Source organism: Sorangium sp. So ce321, from assembly GCF_051530195.1.
In the GTDB taxonomy this organism is placed as follows: domain Bacteria; phylum Myxococcota_A; class Polyangia; order Polyangiales; family Polyangiaceae; genus Sorangium.
Genome location: NZ_CP150329.1, coordinates 10,403,771 through 10,420,958, shown reverse-complemented (window position 1 = coordinate 10,420,958; position 17,188 = coordinate 10,403,771). Strand labels below are relative to the sequence as shown.

Genomic DNA, 17,188 nt, shown 5'->3' with positions numbered 1-17,188 from the left:
AGCCGGGGCGGGAGGGGGTGGCTCGCGGGCGGGCGGGCGGGGGTGGGCCCCACGAATCCGAGGGCCGGCCCGCATCGCAGTTTTCACCTCCCGGACCGAGTCCCCCGTTCCCACGGCACTGGCCTTCCAAAAGGCCCGAGTTCGTGGGGGGACCCCCGCCCGCCCGCCCGCGAGCCACCCCCTCCCGCCCCGGCCGTCCCCCGGCCGTCCCCCGGTCGTCTCGCGGTGCAGTGCGGTGCAGTGGGTTGACGCAGCCCCCGCCGATCCTATCCTGGCCCGCCGCTGTGCCCGACCCCATGCTCACCCGCGAGATCGCGCGCCGGAAGACGTTCGCGATCATCTCCCATCCTGACGCTGGCAAGACCACGCTCACCGAGAAGCTCCTGCTCTACGGTGGCGCGATCCAGCTGGCCGGCGCCGTGAAGGCGAAGAAGGCGCGGGCCCACGCGGTCAGCGACTGGATGGAGATGGAGCGCGAGCGCGGCATCTCGATCTCCACGAGCGTGCTCCAGTTCCCGTACAAGGGCCGGCTGCTGAGCCTGGTGGACACCCCCGGCCACGCCGACTTCAGCGAGGACACCTACCGCGCGCTGATGGCGACAGACGCCGCCATCATGATCCTCGACTCAGCGAAGGGCGTCGAGACGCAGACGAAGAAGCTCTTCCGGGTGTGCAAGCTCCGGCAGATGCCGATCTTCACCTTCGTGAACAAGCTCGACCGCCCCGGCCGCGAGCCGTTCGAGCTCATCGGCGAGGTCGAGGAGGTCCTCGGCATCGGCGTCTACCCGGTCACCTGGCCGATCTCGGTGGGCGGCAAGTTCCGCGGCGTGTACCACCGCGAGCGCAAGCAGGTGTTCCTCTTCGAGCTCGTCGCGCACGGCGCCGAGATCGCCCCGATGGAGGTCGTCTCGCTCGACGCCCCCGAGCTCGTCGAGGTGCTCGACGAGGAGGGCGCGCGCCAGCTGCGCGAGGACATCGAGCTCATCGACGCCGCCGGCGACGCGCTCGACCGCGACAAGCTGGCCCGCGGCGAGGTCACGCCGATGTTCTTCGGCAGCGCGATCACCAACTTCGGCCTCCCGCAGTTCCTGGACGCCTTCATCGAGCTCATGCCCCCGCCCGCGCCGCGCGGCAGCGACAAGGGCCCGATCGCCCCGGACGACGACCGCTTCACCGCGTTCGTCTTCAAGATCCAGGCGAACATGGACCGGGCCCACCGCGACCGGATCGCGTTCCTCCGCGTCTGCTCGGGCAAGTACGAGCGCGGCATGAAGGTGCACCACGTGCGCCTCGGCCGCGACATCCGGCTCACCAACCCGGTGCAGTTCATGGCCCAGGAGCGCACGCTCGTGGAGGACGGCTTCGCGGGCGACATCATCGGCGTCTTCGACCCGGGGCTGTTCCTCATCGGCGACACCCTCTGCAGCGGCTCGCCCGTGAAGTACGCCGCGCTGCCGCAGTTCCCGCCGGAGCAGTTCGCCCGCGTCGTCATGGTCGACCCCATGAAGCGCAAGCAGCTCAAGAAGGGGCTCGAGCAGCTCGCGCAGGAGGGCTCGGTCCAGCTCTTCCGGCCGCCGGAGGGCCGCGAGGGCGAGGCGATCCTCGGCGTCGTGGGCGAGCTCCAGTTCGACGTCGTGAAGCACCGGCTCTCGGCCGAGTACGGCGTCGAGGCCCGGATCGAGCGGCTCTCGTTCAGCATGGCCCGCTGGGTCGAGGGCGAGCCGGTGCCGCTCGCCGAGCTCGAGTCGAACCTCTACGGCTACGGCGCCCTCGACGTGCACGGCAACGCCGTCGTGCTCTTCAAGGGCGACTGGCAGCTCGAGAGCTGCGGGAAGGCGTTCCCCAAGACGCGCTTCGTGGAGCTCGGCGGCTCGATCAACCCTGTCTGAACGAGCGACGCGCACCCGCTTCGGATACGGGCCCACCTCGACGTTTTCGGTGCTCGGCGTACTGGAGTACGCCTCCGCGCCGAAAACGCCGATCTGGGCCCGTCTCCTGTGCGGGTGCGCGTCGCTCTGTTCCGTGGAGGGGGCGCTACTCCGCGAGCAGCGCGGCCAGGTGGCGCACCGACGGCGAGCCGTAGCTCAGCAGCCGGTCGTGGTAGGCGCGCTCCGAGAAGCCTGGCTTGGCCTGGTGCTCGGCGCGCAGGCGCATCATCTCGGTGAAGCCGTGGTAGTACGTGGTGAGCTGCGCGCTCGTGAGTCGGGCGCGCCGCCACTTGCCGACGGCCTCGCCTTCCTCCTGGAACGCTTCCTTCGTCATCAGCGCGAGCGCCTCCTTCTCGTCCATCGCGCCCGCGTGCACCCCGTGGTCGAGGATGGCGTTCACCGACAGGCGCAGCACCATCTTCTGGCGCTGCATCCGCACCTTCGGGCCGCCGAAGCCGTGATGCGACATCAGCCACTCGGTGTAGACCGCCCACCCCTCGACGAACGGGCCGCTCGAGAACACAGCGCGGATCTTCGAGGGGAACTTGTTGTTGTGCATGAGCTGCAGGAAGTGGCCCGGCATCGCCTCGTGCACCGTGAGGTCGGCGAGCATGCTCGTGTTGTACTCGCGGTAGAACGAGTCGACGCGCGCCGCGGGCCAGTCCTTCGGCGTCGGCGCGATCGCGAAGAACGTCTCCTGCTTCGCCTCGAGCGGGCCGGACGCGTCGCAGTAGGCGACCGCGACGCCGCGGCGGTACTCCGGCATCTCGATCACCTGGCAGGGCTCCTCCGGGATGCGCACGAGATCGCGCTCGCGGACGAAGGCGGTCGCCGCCGCGAGCAGCCGATCCGACTCCTTCACGATGGTGGCGTTCGTCGGGTGCTCGGCCGCGAGCGCGTCGAGGACCCTCCGGATCGCGGCCATCTTCTCGTCCTGCGTCTCGGCCTTCGGGAACGGCTGCTTCCCGAAGAGCGTCGGCCAGAGCTCCCGCGAGGTCTCGAGCATCTCCGCGTGCGTCTGCGCGAGCAGCGCGCGGGCGCTCCTGACCACGCCGTCGATGTCGACCGTGGCGTCATCCAGCGTGAAGCGGAGCTTCTTCTCGAAGCGCGCGCGGCCGAGCCGGAAGTCGCCGTTGCTCCTCGGGAGCAGCTCCTTCTCGAGGAACGCCTGGAAGTCCTCGAGCGCCGCCGCCGCGGCCCGCGCGGCGGCCTCGAGCTCGGCCCGCTGCGCCGGGGCCGACGCGAACAGCTCCGGCAGGTCGGCCTTGCAGAGCGCGATGAGCCCCTGGTTCTGCGCGATCGCCGTCTCGGTGTGGATCCGCGGCGGCGCCCCCGTGAGGCGCTGCTTCGCGGCCCGGACGAGCGCGGGGACGCCCGAGAGGCGCCCCCCGAGGCTGCGCAGGCGCTCCTCGAGCGGCGCGAAGCTCCGCGTGATCAGCGGGTCGAGACCGTCGCCGACGAGGCCCGTCGTGACCATCGGGTTCCACGTCGCCTCGCGGAGCTCGTCGATCGCGAACAGCGTCGAGCGCAGCTGGTTCTCGATCATCGCCGCGTCGACGCGGCTCTGGAGGCCGAGCTGCGCGGTGGGCACCGAGAGGAGCTCGGACAGCGCGCCCTCGATCGCGCGCCGCCGCGCCGCCTCGCCCTGCTCGGTGACGTCCGGCCACGCGGCGTCGTACCGGTGGTCCCCCGCCTCGGTGGCCCGGACCGGCTCGTCCCGCAGGTGCTCCTCGAGCACGCGCGCCGACAGCGCCGCGAGCGCCTGCTCCGCGCCCGCCCTGGTGTCGGCCGCGCTCACGACGGCCTCCTTCGCCCCGGGCTGCGCGGGCGCGAGGGCGGCGGGCTCGGTCGAGCCGCACGCGCAGAGCAGCGCGATGAGCAGGGGGAGGCGGCGAGGGAGCGATCGGCGGAGCGGAGAGGGTTCATCGGAGGCACCATGTCGTCGCACTTGCGCCTTCTACTGCCGGCGCGCGGAGAAGGGAACGTGCCCGGGCGAGCGGCGGCGTGGAGGGGCGTCATGGCGCGCTGCCGAGCGAGGCCCTCGCCAGGCGGGAGATCCCGTCCATGTCGCTGTGCACGGCGTCGAGCAGCGGGCCGAGCGCGAGCCGCAGCTGCTTCGAGTTCGGGTGGCGGAGGATGCGCGCCACGGTCTCGGCCGCCAGCTCGCTCAGGTCCTGCTCGGCGTAGCGGTCGATGTGCGCGCTCGACAGCGCGAGGCCCGGGAACGCGGTGCGGCAGAGCGCGTCCACGAGCTCCCCCGCGACGCCCGGCGCGATCTGCGCGGTGCTCAGCGCCATCCGCGCCTTCTGCGCGCTGATCGTGCACGACTCCGTGCGCAGCTGGCTGATCACCGGCGAGCCGAGCGCCGAGTGCCAGCGGGAGAGCTCGGCGGCCCGGCTCGCCTCGAACTCGCCCGGCGGCGCCTCGGAGACCGGCAGGAGCGCCGCGAGCTGCTCCGGCGCGCCAGGATCGATCGCGACGCGACGCACGATGATGAGATCGTGCGCCCGCAAACACCCGATGAGCAGCCGCGCCGACGTGTCGCGCAGGAGCGGCGCGAGCGCGGCCGCGATCACCGTGGGCGGCGAGCCGATGAGCCCCGGGCTCGACCCCCGCGCGGCGCTCGCCCCCGCGCCGCGGAGGCGATGCGCGCCGGAGCTCGGCGGCGAGCGCACGCTCTTCGGCGGGGGCACGCTCGAGGGCGAGTTGCGGCCGACGATCGGCGGCGCGCCCTGCATCAACCCGAGGCCGCGGGTGCTCGCCGGCGGCGCGCCCTGCATCAACCCGAGGCCGCGGGTGCTCGCCGGCGGCGCGCCCGCGCCCCAGCCCGTGCCGCTCGGCGGCGGTACGCTCGACGCCGGCGCCGGCGCGCGCGGCACCTCGTGGACGAGCGGCGGCGCCGCGGCCGGCCCGGAGCGCCGCGCTTGCGTGGTGCGCTCGGCCACCACGTGCAGCGACGCGAGCTCGATCGCGCGCAGCGCCGGGACGTTGCGCGGCGCGCGGGCCGCGATCGCCGCGGCGAGCTCGGCCTCCCTGCCGAGCAGCGGCTCCTGCCCTCCGAGCTCGCGCAGCAGGTCTCCGGCGACCTGCGAGCACCGCTCCGCGGCCCTGTCCGCGGCGCCCTGCGTCTGCGGCTCCTTGAAATAGAGCGTTAACTTTCCCCTGATCTTCTCGCCGCGCGCGGCCGCCGTCACGATCTGCGATACGGTCTCGACGTTGGCAGGTTCGCGCCCCCCGAAAGGCCAGAATCCCATACGGCCCATTCTCGCGCGATCTCGGGCCCGGGCGCGAGCGCTTCGAGGGGCGGGCGCCTCACGCCCGCTCAATGGCGAGGCGGAACCGACACATAGCGATTCCCGCGCTCGTAGAAGCGCCACGGCTTCTCCGCCCACGAACCTGCGTAGTCCACGTTGATGCGAGGCGACCTGCCGACGGGGCCCGCCTTGCCGGGGAGCAGCGAGAGCTGGGGTCCGCAGACATCCATCCCGTACGCGGCGCGGTCGAGCGCCAGCGCCTGGCAGAGCTTCCCTGGCCCGTTGGTCAGCTCGACCCGCTCGGGCGCGACGCCCCGCCGGCGGCTCATGAGCGGTAGCCCGAGCAAGGGCTCGATGGCGCGCACGAGCACCGCGTGCGGCTTCCCCTCCGAGGCCACGACGATGTTGAACGCCCAGTGCATACCATAGAGCAAGAACATGTAGGCATGGCCCGCCGGGCCGAACATGACCTCCGTCCGTACTGTCCGCCGCCCTCCGGCGCTGTGGGCCGCGAGATCTTCCGGGCCGCGGTAGGCCTCGGTCTCGACGATGCGCCCGGCGGCGGTGCCCTCGGGGGTCCGGTGGACGAGCACCTTGCCGATGCAGGCCCGCGCCACGACGAGCGCGGGGCGCGCATAGAACTCGCGCGGCAGCGGCGCCGCTGCTTCGAGGAGCGCGGCGCCGTCGCGGGGCGCGCGGGGCTCGGGGGCGGGGCGCACGGCGGGCTCCGGGCTCAGACGGCGGGGGGGCGCGCCGCCCGGAAGCGCTCGTCGATGAACGAGAGCACGTCGTCGCGGTGCTTCTTGGCCTGGAACTCGTGGTGGAACACCGCCGCGATCTCCATCGTGGGGGCGATGACATAGGTGATCCGCCGGGCGATGCCGATGAGCGGCCAGAGGACGTCGTACGCGCGGCAGACGCTGCGATCGCGGTCGGCGATCATCGGGTAAGGGACCTTGTGCGTCTCGGCGAACCGGCACTGCGTCGTGTGATCGTCGGTGCTGATGCCGACGATGCTCGCCCCCGCGAGCGCGATCTCGGTGTGGTTGTCGCGGAAGAGCTGGGCCTCGACGGTGCAGTCGCGCGTGAAGGCCTTCGGGAAGAAGTACACGACCGTGCAGAGCCCGCCCTGGCTGGACAGCACGAAGCGCTGGCCGTCGATGGCCACCTTGTCGATCTCCGGCGCGCGCTCCCCGACCTTCAGCATGTCGCCGCAATGTGCCGCAACTCGCCGCCCGCGTCGACAGGCCAGGCGGTCGGCGGGCTGCGCCGCGCGCGGGCTCACGAGGCGCGCGCCGCGCGCGGGCTCACGAGGCGGGCGGCAGCGACGCCGGCGGGCTTGCGATCGGCGAGCTGCGTCGCGCGCGGGCTCACGCGGCCCGCGTCACGTGTCGATGCCGAGCCGCTTCAGCCTGTAATAGAGGGTCGTGCGCTGCATCCCGAACTGCCGCGCGACCTCGGCCTTGTTCCCCCCGCAGCGCTCGAGGGCGGCGAGGAGCTCCCGCCGCTCGATGTCGTCGAGCTGGGAGCTCAGGTCGAGCTTCGGCCGCGAGGACGCCGGCGCGGCCAGCGCCTTGCCTGCCCCGTCCGCCTCCGGGCCCGCCGCGGGGGCGGCCTTCGGCGCGCGGGCGGGCGGCTCGGCTGGCTGCGGGCGCGCCGTGAACGCGAGGTGCTCGGGCAGGATCACGTCGCCGCGCGAGAGGATGGCGGCGCGCTCGACGACGTTCTCCAGCTCGCGCGTGTTCCCCGGCCACGCGTACGCCGTGAGCTTCGCGATCGCCTCCTCCGAGAGCGAGGTGGCCGCGCGCGCGTTGCGGCGCGCGTACTTGCGAAGGAAGTGCTCGGCGAGGGCGCGGATGTCCTCGCGCCGCTCGCGCAGCGGCGGCAGCCTCAGCGGGAACACCGACAGCCGCGAGACGAGCTCCGGGAGCACGCCCGCGCGCGCCCAGGCCTCCTCGATGCCGGGCGTCAGCGACAGCACGACGCGCACGTCGACGCGGGCGGTCTCGGTCGACCCGAGCCGCTCGACCTCGCCGTCGGTGAGCGCGCGGAGCAGCCTCGCCTGGAGCGACGGCGTGAGCGGCGCCGGCTCGTCGAGGTAGATCGTCCCCCGGTGGGCGAGCTCGAGCCGGCCTGCGCGCTCGGTGAACGCGCCGTCGAAGGCGCCCCGCCGCCAGCCGAACAGCTCGCGCTCGAGCGCCTCGCCCCGGAACGCGGCGCACGTCACCTTGACGAACGGCTGCTCCTCGCGCGGGGAGCCCACGTGGATCGCCCGGGCGACGACCTCCTTCTCCGCCCCCTCCTCGCCCTCGATCAGCACGGGCGTGGCCGCCTTGGCCACCTCGCCGATGCGGGAGGTGACCTCGCGCATGACCTCGCTCTCGCCGGCGATCTCCCCGAAGTCGATCGGGTCCCGCTGCTCGCGCTCGAGGTAGCCGGCGTAGTGGGCGAGCTGCTCGCGCAGCCGCCGGTTCTCCCGGAGGGTCGCGAACCCGGAGATCGCCTGCCGGAGGATGACGGCGAGCTCCTTCGAGTTCCACGGCTTCTGGACGTACCTGTCGACCGCGCCCGAGTTGACGGCGTCGATCAGCACCGTCATGTCCGCGTAGGCGGTGAGCAGCACGCCCGCCGCGTCCTGCCGCCGCTCCTTCGCCTGCTTGAGGAACTCGATACCGCTCATCCCCGGCATCCGCTGGTCCGCGACGATCACCGCAGGATCGAGCCGATCGAGGAGCGACAGGGCCTCGGCGCCGCCGAGCGCGTAATGGAGCCTGAACGACTTCCTGAAGGCGAACCGGAACGCGTCGAGGTTGTCCTGCTCGTCGTCGACGACGAGGACGTCGAAGCTGTTCCAGTCCAGATCGCGCATCGGGTGGCCCTGCCTCCCAGAGTTACTACAGCTCGGCGCGACCGTGACAGCGGAGGTGGCGCGCCTGGCGAGCGGGCTTCCCCGGCGCGCCGTCTCGGTCGGGCGGGCGCAGGAGCGGGCGCGGTCGCTGCGCCTGCGCCTGCGCCCGGCCGGAGGCGAGCGTCCTTCCGACCGCGACGCGCGACGTGGGCCCGCGCGCCGGGCGGATCGATTTCTCCGCCGGCCCAGAAATACGCGGTAAGCTCCGCCCCCGCCGCCGAAGAGGGCGGGCTGGGCGAGCCCCACACGGAGGAAGCCGGATCATGCTCGAGGACGTCATCAAGGAGCTGCGCGAAGGGATCGACAAGGCCATCGAAGCTCTCCGGCGGGACCTGGCGAAGGTGCGCACCGGGCGCGCGAACGCGGCCATGCTCGACGGCATCCGCGTCGATTATTACGGCGTGCATACGCCGATCGTGCAGATGGCCACGGTGTCCGTGCCGGAGCCGCGGCTCATCACGATCAAGCCCTGGGAGAAGAACCAGGTGAAGACGATCGAGAAGGCCCTCCGGGAGAGCGATCTCGGCTTGAACCCGCAGGTCGACGCGGACCTCATCCGGCTGCCGATCCCGCCGCTGACGGAGGAGCGGCGCCGGGACATGGTGAAGCTCACGAAGAAGAACGGAGAGGACTGTAAAGTTGCCATCCGGAAGCACCGCCGGGATGCCAACGAGATGATCGACGCCCTCGAGAAGGACGGCGAGGTGAGCGGCGACGAGGCCGATCGGGCCAAGAAGAAGGTCGAAGACGTGGTGGCCGAGGGGACGCGGCAGGTCGACGCGGTGATCGCGGGCAAGGAAAAGGACATCCTGGACGTGTGAGCCGGGCCGCGGCGGCGCCGGCTTCGGAGGTGGGGGACACCGGAGATCGGAGACCGGGGCCACGGCGCTCCCGGCCGTGCACGACGGGCCGAGGCGCCAGGCGGACCTCGCCGGGATGGTCAACCCGGAGCCGGCCGCCGACCGGGCAAGCGCCTGCCGCGCGCGGCGTGTCGGGGACGTCGACGCGCGACGGCTGACGACCGGCGCGCGACGCGCGACGCCCGACGACCGACGCCCGACGACCGACGACCGACGACCGACAATGATGCGTCGAATGAAAAAGAGGCTTGCGGTCCCCCCGGTCCGAGTCGGTAGGATCAGGAAGGTCGGCGAGCGGGCGTTTCAAGACGCCCAATACGGTGCGAGAGGCCCTGCTTGACAGGTTTTCGGTAGCATGAAACGGTTGGTGTTCGAAGCCTCCGACCCGGAGCCGTCTCAAGGATTCCCGAGGTTATGCGAGCGATCGCTTCAGGAATGACGGACGTTGGTCTCCAACGCGACCACAACGAGGACAGCTACGCCGTCCTGTCGGAGTATGACCTGTTCATCGTCGCGGACGGCATGGGGGGTCATCGCGCGGGGGACGTAGCCAGCAGGTTGGCGACCGAGTCGATCGCGGACTTCTTCCGGTCCACGTCGCGGGAGGACGCCACCTGGCCATTCCACTTCGACACCAGCCTGTCGGAGGAGGAGAACCGGCTCCAGGCGGGCATCCGCGTGGCCAACCGCCAGATCTTCGAGCGCAGCATCCGCTCTCGCGACTGCGCCGGGATGGGCACGACGGTCGTGGGGGCGCTCTTCTCGAAGAAGAAGAACCGCATCTACGTCGGCCACGTCGGCGACAGCCGCGCGTACCGCGTCCGCAAGGGCTCGATCAGCCAGCTGACGCGCGATCACTCGCTGTTCAACGACTACATCATGGCGATGCCCGAGCTCACCGAGGAGCAGCGGGCCGAGCTTCCGCGCAACGTCATCACCCGCGCGCTCGGGATGAACGACAACGTCGCCGTGGATCTGCTCAGCGACGAGCCGCAGCCCGGCGACGTGTACCTGCTCTGCTCCGACGGCCTGAGCGGGATGCTCTCGGACGACCAGATCCTCCAGATCGTGAGCTCGACCGAGGAGGTGCCGGAGATGTGCCGCCGCCTCATCGCCAAGGCGAACGAGAACGGCGGCGAGGACAACATCACGGCGCTCGTGATCCGGATCGACGAGCAGGACGAGGCCGAGCTCCCGAACAGCGCGACGATCGGCCCGCCCGCCGACTCGCAGCAGGTCAACAGCGGCGAGCGATCGACGGTCCCGGCGGCGTCGGCGTCGCGCTCCGAGAAGAGCTGACGACGGGCGAGGGACCGACGGTCCCGGCGGCGTCGGCGTCGCGCTCCGAGAAGAGCTGACGACGGGCGAGGACGCGCGGGGCACGTCGACGGCGCGCTATCGGGGCGCGGTCAGCGCGTATTCGACGCCCCCGCACGCCCCCGCACGCCCCCGCACGCCCCCGCACGCCCCCGCGCGCTCCCCTGCGCGCCCCGTCCAGCCGCCGGATCAGCTCAGGTTCCGCAGCTGTCGAAGGCCAGGGCGCCTCTCCTGAGCTCGCAGATGTACCGGTCGTTCCGCACGGTCGTGCACTCGAAGACGACCCAGATCTTGCCCGCGTCGACCCCTTGCTCGCTCTCGGGCTCGAACCAGAACTGGCACGGGTCCGCCACGTCGGAGACGAAGGGTTTGCCGGCCGTCTCCACCGACGAGAAGCTGATGCTGCCCGTGGCGGGCATCTCCTGCGTCGCCGCGGGGGAGATGCTGTCGATGTCGATCCGCATCTCCGTGGCCGTGGCGTTGTTCCTGATCCTCGCCGCGACGTTGAAGCTGCCCGAGCCGGACACGGTGCAGTCGACCGTGGCGTCCTCCTCGCCGTCGGCGAGCACCCGGGTCCTCGAGGCCGCGGTCACTTCGCCGAGGACCTCCGAGTGCCCTGTCACGTTGCAGTCGGCGCCCGGGTCGGCGAAGTTCACGGAGAACGCGCCGCGCGGGGTAGGCGGCGCCGGGTCGCTGCAGCCGAAGCCGAGCAGAGGGAGGAAGCCGAGCACGGGCACGAAGCCGAGGCGGGCGAGTCGCATGGAAAGCTCCGGTGGGTAGATGGCGGCCCCGAGGCCGCACCTCGCTTCTATCGTACTCGGGGCCCCGCGAGCAAACGGCGGCCGCGTCCGGTGCGCGCGTGCAACGACGCTGAAAGACGCCGCGCGCGCTTCAGCCGAGCGCCTGCGCGCGCTTCAGCCGAGCGCCTGCGCGCGCTTCAGCCGAGCGCCTGCGCGCGCGCTTCAGCCGAACGCCTGCGCGATGTCGTTCCAGAGGTCCTCGCTCGCCTCCAGGCCGACCGAGAGCCGGACGAGGCCGTCGGCGATGCCGAGCGCCTCGCGCGCCGCCGCGGGCACGGAGGCGTGGGTCATGATGGCCGGGTGCTCGGCGAGCGACTCGACGCCCCCGAGGCTCTCGGCGCAGGCGAAGATCGCGAGCCGCTCGAGGAACCGCGAGGCGACGGGGAGGCCCCCGCGCACGGTGAACGAGATCATCGCCCCGGGCGCGAGCATCTGCCGCGCGGCGAGCGCGTGGCCGGGGTGCGTGGGGAGGCCGGGGTAGTTCACCGACTGGACGGCGGGGTGCTCGGCGAGCCTCCCGGCGATGAGCGCGGCTGACACGCACTGCTGGCGCACGCGCACGCCGAGCGTCTTGATCCCGCGGAGCACGAGGTAGCAATCGAACGGGCTCGGGACGCCGCCGATCGCGTTCTGCAGGAACCCGATCCGCTCGGCGAGGGCGTCCTCCGACGTGATGAGCGCGCCGCCGACGACGTCCGAGTGCCCGTTCAGGTACTTCGTCGTCGAGTGCGCCACCACGTGGGCGCCGAGGTCGAGCGGCCGCTGGAGCACCGGCGTGGCGAAGGTGTTGTCGACGACGAGGAGCGCCCCGTGCGCGCGCGCGACCTCGGCGAGCCCGGCGATGTCGAAGATCTTGAGCATCGGGTTCGTCGGGGTCTCGATCCAGATCATCCGCGTGGCCGGGGTGAGGGCCTTGCGGACGACGTCGAGGTCGCTCATGTCGACCGGGGTCGAGGTGATGCCCATCGGCCGCATGACCTTGTCGAAGAGCCGGAAGGTGCCGCCGTAGACGTCGTCGCCCGAGAGCACGTGGTCCCCGGGCCGGAGCGTGTGGAGCAGGGTGGCGGTCGCTGCGGAGCCGCTGCCGAAGGCGAAGCCGTGGCGCCCTCCCTCGAGGGCGGCGAGGCACGCCTCGAGCGCCTTGCGGGTGGGGTTGCCGCTGCGCGAGTACTCGAACCCCTTGTGATCGCCCGGCCGCTCCTGCGCGAAGGTGCTCGCGAGCACGATCGGGGTCATGACCGCGCCGCTCGTCGGATCCGGCGGCTGGCCCGCGTGGATGGCGAGCGTGTCGAGGGCGAGCCTGTCGTGACTTACGTGGGGCTTCATGCGGTCGAGACTTATCTCACGCGCCGCGTGCGTCCACGGTTTTGGGGCTCGGGGGGCCAGCGGGGCGCGCCGCGTCCGGGCCGGGCTCGCCCCGCGGGGAGGCCGCGTCGAGCGCGTCGAGCAGCGCGCGCGCGCTGCCGACGCGGCGCGCCGGGTCGCGGTCGAGCGCGGCAGCGAGCGCGCGGCGCTGCCCCCGCGAGAGCGCGTCCGCGGCAGCGAGCGCGTCGAGGCAGAGGCCCGCCTCGCTGATCTCGACCAGCACCGCGGCCTGCTCTCGCGCGCGTGTCAGCTGCGCGCCGGTGGCGAAGTAGGCGAGGGTGGCGGCCAGCGCGTAGACGTCGCCGCGCTGGGTCGGCGGCGACTCGCCGCGGGCGATCTCGGGGGCGACGAACGGGAGGGTGCCCCGGTCGGCCGTCTCGAGGTCCGGCTCCATGCCGCGGAAGCGCGCGGCGCCGAGATCGACGAGGCCGATGTCGCCCAGCGGACCGAGCAGCACGTGATCGGGGCCGAGGTCGCCGTGGACGAAGCGGATCGGGCCGCCGGCGTCCTCGAGCTCCTGGAGCTCGGCGAGGGTCTCGATCGCGGTCCTGACGACGTGGACGATGAGCGAGGCGGGCGGCGGCCGGCCGCGGCCGCGCCATCCGTCGAGCACGTCGCGGAGCGAGGCGCCCTCGCGCCGGCTCTCGAGGAGGAAGGGGCCGTGGCGATCGGCGCCGACGCGCGCGAGCGCGGGCAGGGCGGGGTGCCGGGCCAGGGCGAGCGCCTTCGCCTCGCGGACCATGGCGGCCCGCCCGGCGTGCTCGTGGAGGGCGCCGGGGGCGAGGCGCTTGCACACCAGCGTGGACCCGAGCGCGGGGCCGGGCGGCTGCCCGCCGAGCCGCACCAGCGCCACGTCGAAGGTGGCGCCGGTGCCGAGGTGCTCGATCAGCTCGGTGCCGTCGGGGGCGGGGTAGGGCATGGCGGCCGCCTATAGCGTGAACCGGGCGGGCGCCGAAGGAAGCGCGACGGGCGCCTCAGCCGTCCCCGCGCCGCGTCGGGGCGAGCTCATCGCACTCGCGGAGCCATCGCAGCGCCTCCGCGGCGCCGTCGCTGCCCCGCATCGCCAGCGTCCACCGCGCGCCGCGCCAGCGCGCGACGAACGCGTCCCAGCGCGCCGGCGCGTCGTGGCGCGCGGGGAGGGCGGAGAGGGCGGCGACCTTTTCATCGATGCTCTGGAGCGGAAATTCCGGCTTGCCGAGGCCGAACCTCGCCTGCGTCCAGTGCACCACGCTGATGAGGAGCCCATACCGGCAGCGGCGACTCGCCTCGTTCACGCCCACCACCGGGGACTTCCAGTCGAGATGGATGTCGTCGAGCTCCGGCAGCCGCGGCTCGCGCTTGCCCACGCAGACGTGCACCGCCTCTTGACCGGGCCGGTGCACCTCGCGCCAGGTGTCCGCGTCGAGCGGCTCGCCGCCCCGGAGGAGCAAGGCCACGCTCCCCGGGAGCGCACCGAGCAGCGCGCCCCGCTGGTGCTCGATCCCCCCGAGGATCGTGTCGCGCGCCATGCGGCGGCCGCCCGCCCCCGCGAGCTGGCCGTCGAGGAGCTCGCGCATCGCGGCCGGCTCCGCGTAGACCACCTTGAATCCCGCGCTCCCACCGTGCCACACGTTGCGCAGATACCTGATCTGTCTGCACAGCCCGAGCGCAGGGTCGATGTCCCGGAGACGCTCGAAGATGCGCACAACCACGTTGACGCCCGTCGGCCCGAGGCGGGTGAGCGCCTCGCCGAGGTCGCGCGGCGCGGGGGCGCCCCAGAACGCGTTGTCCAGGTTGAGCTCCGCGCCGGCCTGCCCCGAGAGCCGGTCCGCGAGGCTCCTCTCCAGCGCCTCGCGCAGCGTCCCTTCGAGCCCGTCCAGGTGCGGGCCCGCCCCGGCGTCGGGTGAACCGGCCATGCCGACAGCTTATCACGGCCGCCCGCGCGGCTAGAGCGGCGATAGAGCGGCGAGGCGCGCCCGCGGGTCGCTTCTCGATGGCTGGGCGCCGGCTGGGCGCTGAAGGCGCGCTCGCCTCGCCAGCGGGCGCCGGCGCCGCGGCCGCCTGTGGGATGGCGGCGCACCTGCACGGGAGGAGGGCGGTGGCCAAGTTTTCCTCGCCTCATGCGGCATATCACTGCGTTCAGCGCGATCGTGCTAGAAGTCTTTAGAACCAGCATGGATCCCAAGATTCTGGAGATGCTCTTCATCGCTGTTAGCAACGGCGTCGCCCTCTTCATCGGCGCTTACCTGGCGCGCAGATCGGCAGAGCTCAGCGGGGATCGCCGGGCCGAGCACGAGGAGAGAGCGGAGGTCCAAAGACAGCGGCGAGAGGCGCTCTTGGAGCGACTGACCCTCCAGCGGCGCGCGCTCGACGACTATGGGCGGATGGTGGTCCGGTGGTCCTCGGTGCCGCCGTCCGGCGCGCCGCGCACGAAGGAGGAGGACCTCGCGGCGGACCAGGAGTCGCTCGCGATGTACGCGCAGATGGCCAACGCGTTCGGGAGCCGCCAGTTCGCCGAGCAGGCCGCCGCGACGCTGCACGCCGTGCGCGCCGGCCGGGGCAACGCCCAGGTGTTCCCGTTCTCGGTGCAGATCGCCTCCGCCTGCTACCAGGAGATGATCCGCGCGATCTCCGAGCTGGAGAAGGAGATCGGGCTGCCGGCGCCGCGGTCGACCGCGCGGCCGTTCCTCCCGGACGAGGAGCTCGCGAAGGAGGCGACTCGGCTGTTCTCCAGGAACGTCGTCGAGCGCTCCGGGATCGACCTCGGCATGGTCGACCAGATCCTGGAGCGCGTCCGGGTGAACCAGTCCCCCGAGGAGGCGGACAGCCGCCGGTAGGGCTCACGCCGCCGGCGTCACTGGCTCCATCCCATCCGGATGAGCGCGTAGAAGAGCAGCAGCCGGGGCACCCGGAACAGCACCAGAGGGAAGAAGTAGCGCGGCGGGATGCGGTAGAGCCCCGACAGGTAGCAGAGCATCGAGAAGGGGACGGGCGAGATGCTCCCGATCGCGATCGCCCAGATGCCGTAGCGCTCGAACAGCCTGTCTATCTTCGGCCGCGTCCGCTCGAGGCGCGCCGCGAAGATGCGGAAGCGCGCGAGGTGGCCGGCGAGGCGGTAACCCGTGCAGCCGGCGAGGAGCGAGGCCGCGGAGATCGCGATCATGGGCCCGACCTGCGGGCCTCCCGAGGAGATCGCCGTCAGCATGTAGAACTGCGGCGGGATGGGGAACGAGAACGCGTCGGCGAGGTAGGTGCCGACGAACATGCCGGCGAGGCCGAAGCGCTGCACGAACCCGCGGCCGAGCGCGTCGAGCTGGTCGCGCGCGAGGTGCGCCGCGAGCGCGATGAGCCCGAAGAGGGCGCCCAGGCTGAGCACCAGCTGGACGAGCGTCCGCCACAGGTCGCTCCGGTCGCCGCCCGAGCGCGCCCCGCCCCGCTGCGCCGGCGGTGTCGGGGGGTCTGTCGAGCGGGCCTCGTCCTCCTGCGTCGGCGATGCCGGATGGCCGCTCGAGCCGGCCTCGCCCTCCTGCGACGCCTCCTGCGATGTCAGACAGCCTCCTGCCGGCGGCGCTGCAGCCGCTCGATGATCCGCCTGCTGCGGAGGGTGCTCTGGAAGATCCGCGTCGCCTTCTCGAGCGCGTCGAGGAGCCTCTGCGCGGCGCCGTGCTTGTCGACGTAGGCGAACGGCCGGTGCGCGTTGATGACCTCGAACGAGTCCTTCTCGTCCTGGTAAGCCGAATAGAAGATCACCGGGACTTCGGGCTGCACCTTGCGGATCTGGTCGCAGACCCAGAAGCCGTCCTGCCCCGACATCCGCACGTCGATGATCACCGCGCAGGTGTCGTCGGTGAAGGCGGCGACCGCGTCGAGGGCCGAGGCGCACACGACGAGGCGGTATCGCTCCGAGAGGAGGGCGCCGAGCGCTTGCCAGCTGCTCCTGTCCTCGTCGACCACGAGCACGAGCGGAAGCCGCGTGGACTCGGGCTTCTCGCGATCCGGCCGCTGGGCTGGATGGGCCACGAGCAGGGTATCGGATTCCTTGGCGGACATTCGTCGATCTCGGCGGGCGCGTCAGGACGCCCATGACGCAATGTACCACGCCTGGCGGATCGAGCCAGCCAGCGGGCGCGCTCGCCGGAGCGGCGCCGGGTGCGTAGTGCTCCGCGCAGTGCGCGGTCAATTGCGGCGCGGCGCGGCGCGGCGGGCGACGGCGCGGCGACGGCGAGACGAGGCCGTCGCGCGGGGCTGCCGGGCGCGGGGCCGCCGGGCGCGCGCCGCCGGGCCTTGGGCGGCGCCTGGGGATTCGTCTATGCTGGGCGCGAGGGCGTGGCCTCATGGTGAGGCTTGCAGGCCTGATGCAAAGCGCTGGTGTCGTGACGGCTCCCGCGCTCGTCTCCTCGCGCGCTGCCCCGGGCTGCCGGTCGGCATCGGGTCGCTCGCCGGGGAGGGTCGCTGTTCCACAACCGAGATGAGCTGCCCATGAAGAACGCAGGACTCCGATCGATCCCCCTCGTCATCGTCACCGTCGCCGCGCTCGGCCTCTTCGCCGCGGGGGCCTCAGGGTGCAGGGACGAAGAGAACTTGCACGCGTGCAGTGAGCTCTGCAAGCACCGTATCCTCTGCGCGGAGGAGAAAGGGACTCCGCCGCCCAGCCAGACGAGCTGTGAGACAGCGTGCCTCGGCCTGGAGGGAGAGGACCTCGTGGAACGAACCGAGGAGTGCGTGGCCGAGGCGTCCTGCGATTACGTGCTGTGCGCGGACCAGTGAGGCGCTCGGG

At 72.4% G+C, this 17,188-nt stretch carries 16 protein-coding genes; 5 read left to right on the top strand and 11 right to left on the bottom strand.

Going from position 1 to position 17,188, the window contains the following annotated elements:
- Positions 1 to 296: 296 nt before the first annotated feature.
- Positions 297 to 1,889, top strand: a complete 1,593-nt coding sequence (locus tag WME89_RS38545; RefSeq protein WP_437659850.1) for a peptide chain release factor 3 — start codon at positions 297 to 299, stop codon at positions 1,887 to 1,889.
- 145 nt (positions 1,890 to 2,034) lie between these two features.
- On the opposite strand, the gene WME89_RS38540 is transcribed toward WME89_RS38545, so the two are convergent.
- From WME89_RS38540 to WME89_RS38520, 5 genes are all read right to left on the bottom strand, one after another.
- Positions 2,035 to 3,876 (bottom strand): DUF885 domain-containing protein, encoded by a 1,842-nt coding sequence (locus tag WME89_RS38540; protein ID WP_438004586.1) that lies wholly within the window; start codon positions 3,874 to 3,876, stop codon positions 2,035 to 2,037.
- A 67-nt stretch (positions 3,877 to 3,943) separates the two neighbouring features.
- Complete coding sequence (locus WME89_RS38535; protein WP_438004585.1) at positions 3,944 to 5,182, bottom strand: hypothetical protein; 1,239 nt, start codon at positions 5,180 to 5,182, stop codon at positions 3,944 to 3,946.
- A 68-nt stretch (positions 5,183 to 5,250) separates the two neighbouring features.
- Positions 5,251 to 5,901: a DNA-3-methyladenine glycosylase gene (locus tag WME89_RS38530; protein ID WP_438004584.1), complete on the bottom strand. Its 651-nt coding sequence runs from the start codon at positions 5,899 to 5,901 to the stop codon at positions 5,251 to 5,253.
- Between the two features lie 14 nt (positions 5,902 to 5,915).
- The gene (locus tag WME89_RS38525; RefSeq protein ID WP_438004583.1) at positions 5,916 to 6,389 is read right to left on the bottom strand and encodes a peroxiredoxin; all 474 of its coding nucleotides are present in this window, start codon (positions 6,387 to 6,389) and stop codon (positions 5,916 to 5,918) included.
- 177 nt (positions 6,390 to 6,566) lie between these two features.
- On the bottom strand, positions 6,567 to 8,051 hold the full coding sequence (locus WME89_RS38520; protein WP_438004582.1) for a sigma-54-dependent transcriptional regulator: 1,485 nt from the start codon (positions 8,049 to 8,051) through the stop codon (positions 6,567 to 6,569).
- Between the two features lie 302 nt (positions 8,052 to 8,353).
- Between WME89_RS38520 and frr the strand changes: the two genes are divergently transcribed.
- Together frr and WME89_RS38510 are read left to right on the top strand one after the other, a co-directional pair.
- Entirely contained in the window at positions 8,354 to 8,911 is a 558-nt protein-coding gene (gene frr / locus WME89_RS38515; protein ID WP_438004581.1) for a ribosome recycling factor, read from the top strand.
- 474 nt (positions 8,912 to 9,385) lie between these two features.
- Positions 9,386 to 10,249, top strand: coding sequence for a Stp1/IreP family PP2C-type Ser/Thr phosphatase (locus tag WME89_RS38510; protein ID WP_438004580.1), 864 nt, complete (start codon positions 9,386 to 9,388; stop codon positions 10,247 to 10,249).
- A 212-nt stretch (positions 10,250 to 10,461) separates the two neighbouring features.
- On the opposite strand, the gene WME89_RS38505 is transcribed toward WME89_RS38510, so the two are convergent.
- The 4 genes from WME89_RS38505 to WME89_RS38490 form a co-directional block, all read right to left on the bottom strand.
- Positions 10,462 to 11,028, bottom strand: coding sequence for a hypothetical protein (locus WME89_RS38505; protein WP_438004579.1), 567 nt, complete (start codon positions 11,026 to 11,028; stop codon positions 10,462 to 10,464).
- 201 nt (positions 11,029 to 11,229) lie between these two features.
- A complete protein-coding gene (locus WME89_RS38500; protein ID WP_438004578.1) occupies positions 11,230 to 12,393 on the bottom strand; it encodes a cystathionine gamma-synthase in 1,164 nt (387 codons plus the stop codon).
- A gap of 16 nt (positions 12,394 to 12,409) precedes the next feature.
- Positions 12,410 to 13,351, bottom strand: a complete 942-nt coding sequence (locus WME89_RS38495) for a protein kinase domain-containing protein (RefSeq protein WP_438004577.1) — start codon at positions 13,349 to 13,351, stop codon at positions 12,410 to 12,412.
- A 55-nt stretch (positions 13,352 to 13,406) separates the two neighbouring features.
- Positions 13,407 to 14,327 carry a hypothetical protein gene (locus tag WME89_RS38490; protein WP_438004576.1) on the bottom strand — a complete coding sequence of 307 codons (921 nt, stop codon included), beginning with the start codon at positions 14,325 to 14,327 and terminating at the stop codon, positions 13,407 to 13,409.
- Between the two features lie 258 nt (positions 14,328 to 14,585).
- On the opposite strand from WME89_RS38490, the gene WME89_RS38485 reads away from it, so the two are divergent.
- Positions 14,586 to 15,248, top strand: a complete 663-nt coding sequence (locus tag WME89_RS38485) for a hypothetical protein (RefSeq protein WP_438004575.1) — start codon at positions 14,586 to 14,588, stop codon at positions 15,246 to 15,248.
- Between the two features lie 17 nt (positions 15,249 to 15,265).
- On the opposite strand, the gene WME89_RS38480 is transcribed toward WME89_RS38485, so the two are convergent.
- The gene (locus WME89_RS38480) at positions 15,266 to 15,787 is read right to left on the bottom strand and encodes a YqaA family protein (RefSeq protein ID WP_437619727.1); all 522 of its coding nucleotides are present in this window, start codon (positions 15,785 to 15,787) and stop codon (positions 15,266 to 15,268) included.
- A gap of 170 nt (positions 15,788 to 15,957) precedes the next feature.
- Positions 15,958 to 16,461 carry a response regulator gene (locus tag WME89_RS38475; protein WP_438004574.1) on the bottom strand — a complete coding sequence of 168 codons (504 nt, stop codon included), beginning with the start codon at positions 16,459 to 16,461 and terminating at the stop codon, positions 15,958 to 15,960.
- Between the two features lie 429 nt (positions 16,462 to 16,890).
- Here WME89_RS38475 and WME89_RS38470 point away from each other — a divergent pair, with 429 nt between their 5' ends.
- The gene (locus WME89_RS38470) at positions 16,891 to 17,178 is read left to right on the top strand and encodes a hypothetical protein (RefSeq protein ID WP_437659875.1); all 288 of its coding nucleotides are present in this window, start codon (positions 16,891 to 16,893) and stop codon (positions 17,176 to 17,178) included.
- The last annotated feature ends 10 nt before the right edge of the window (positions 17,179 to 17,188 follow it).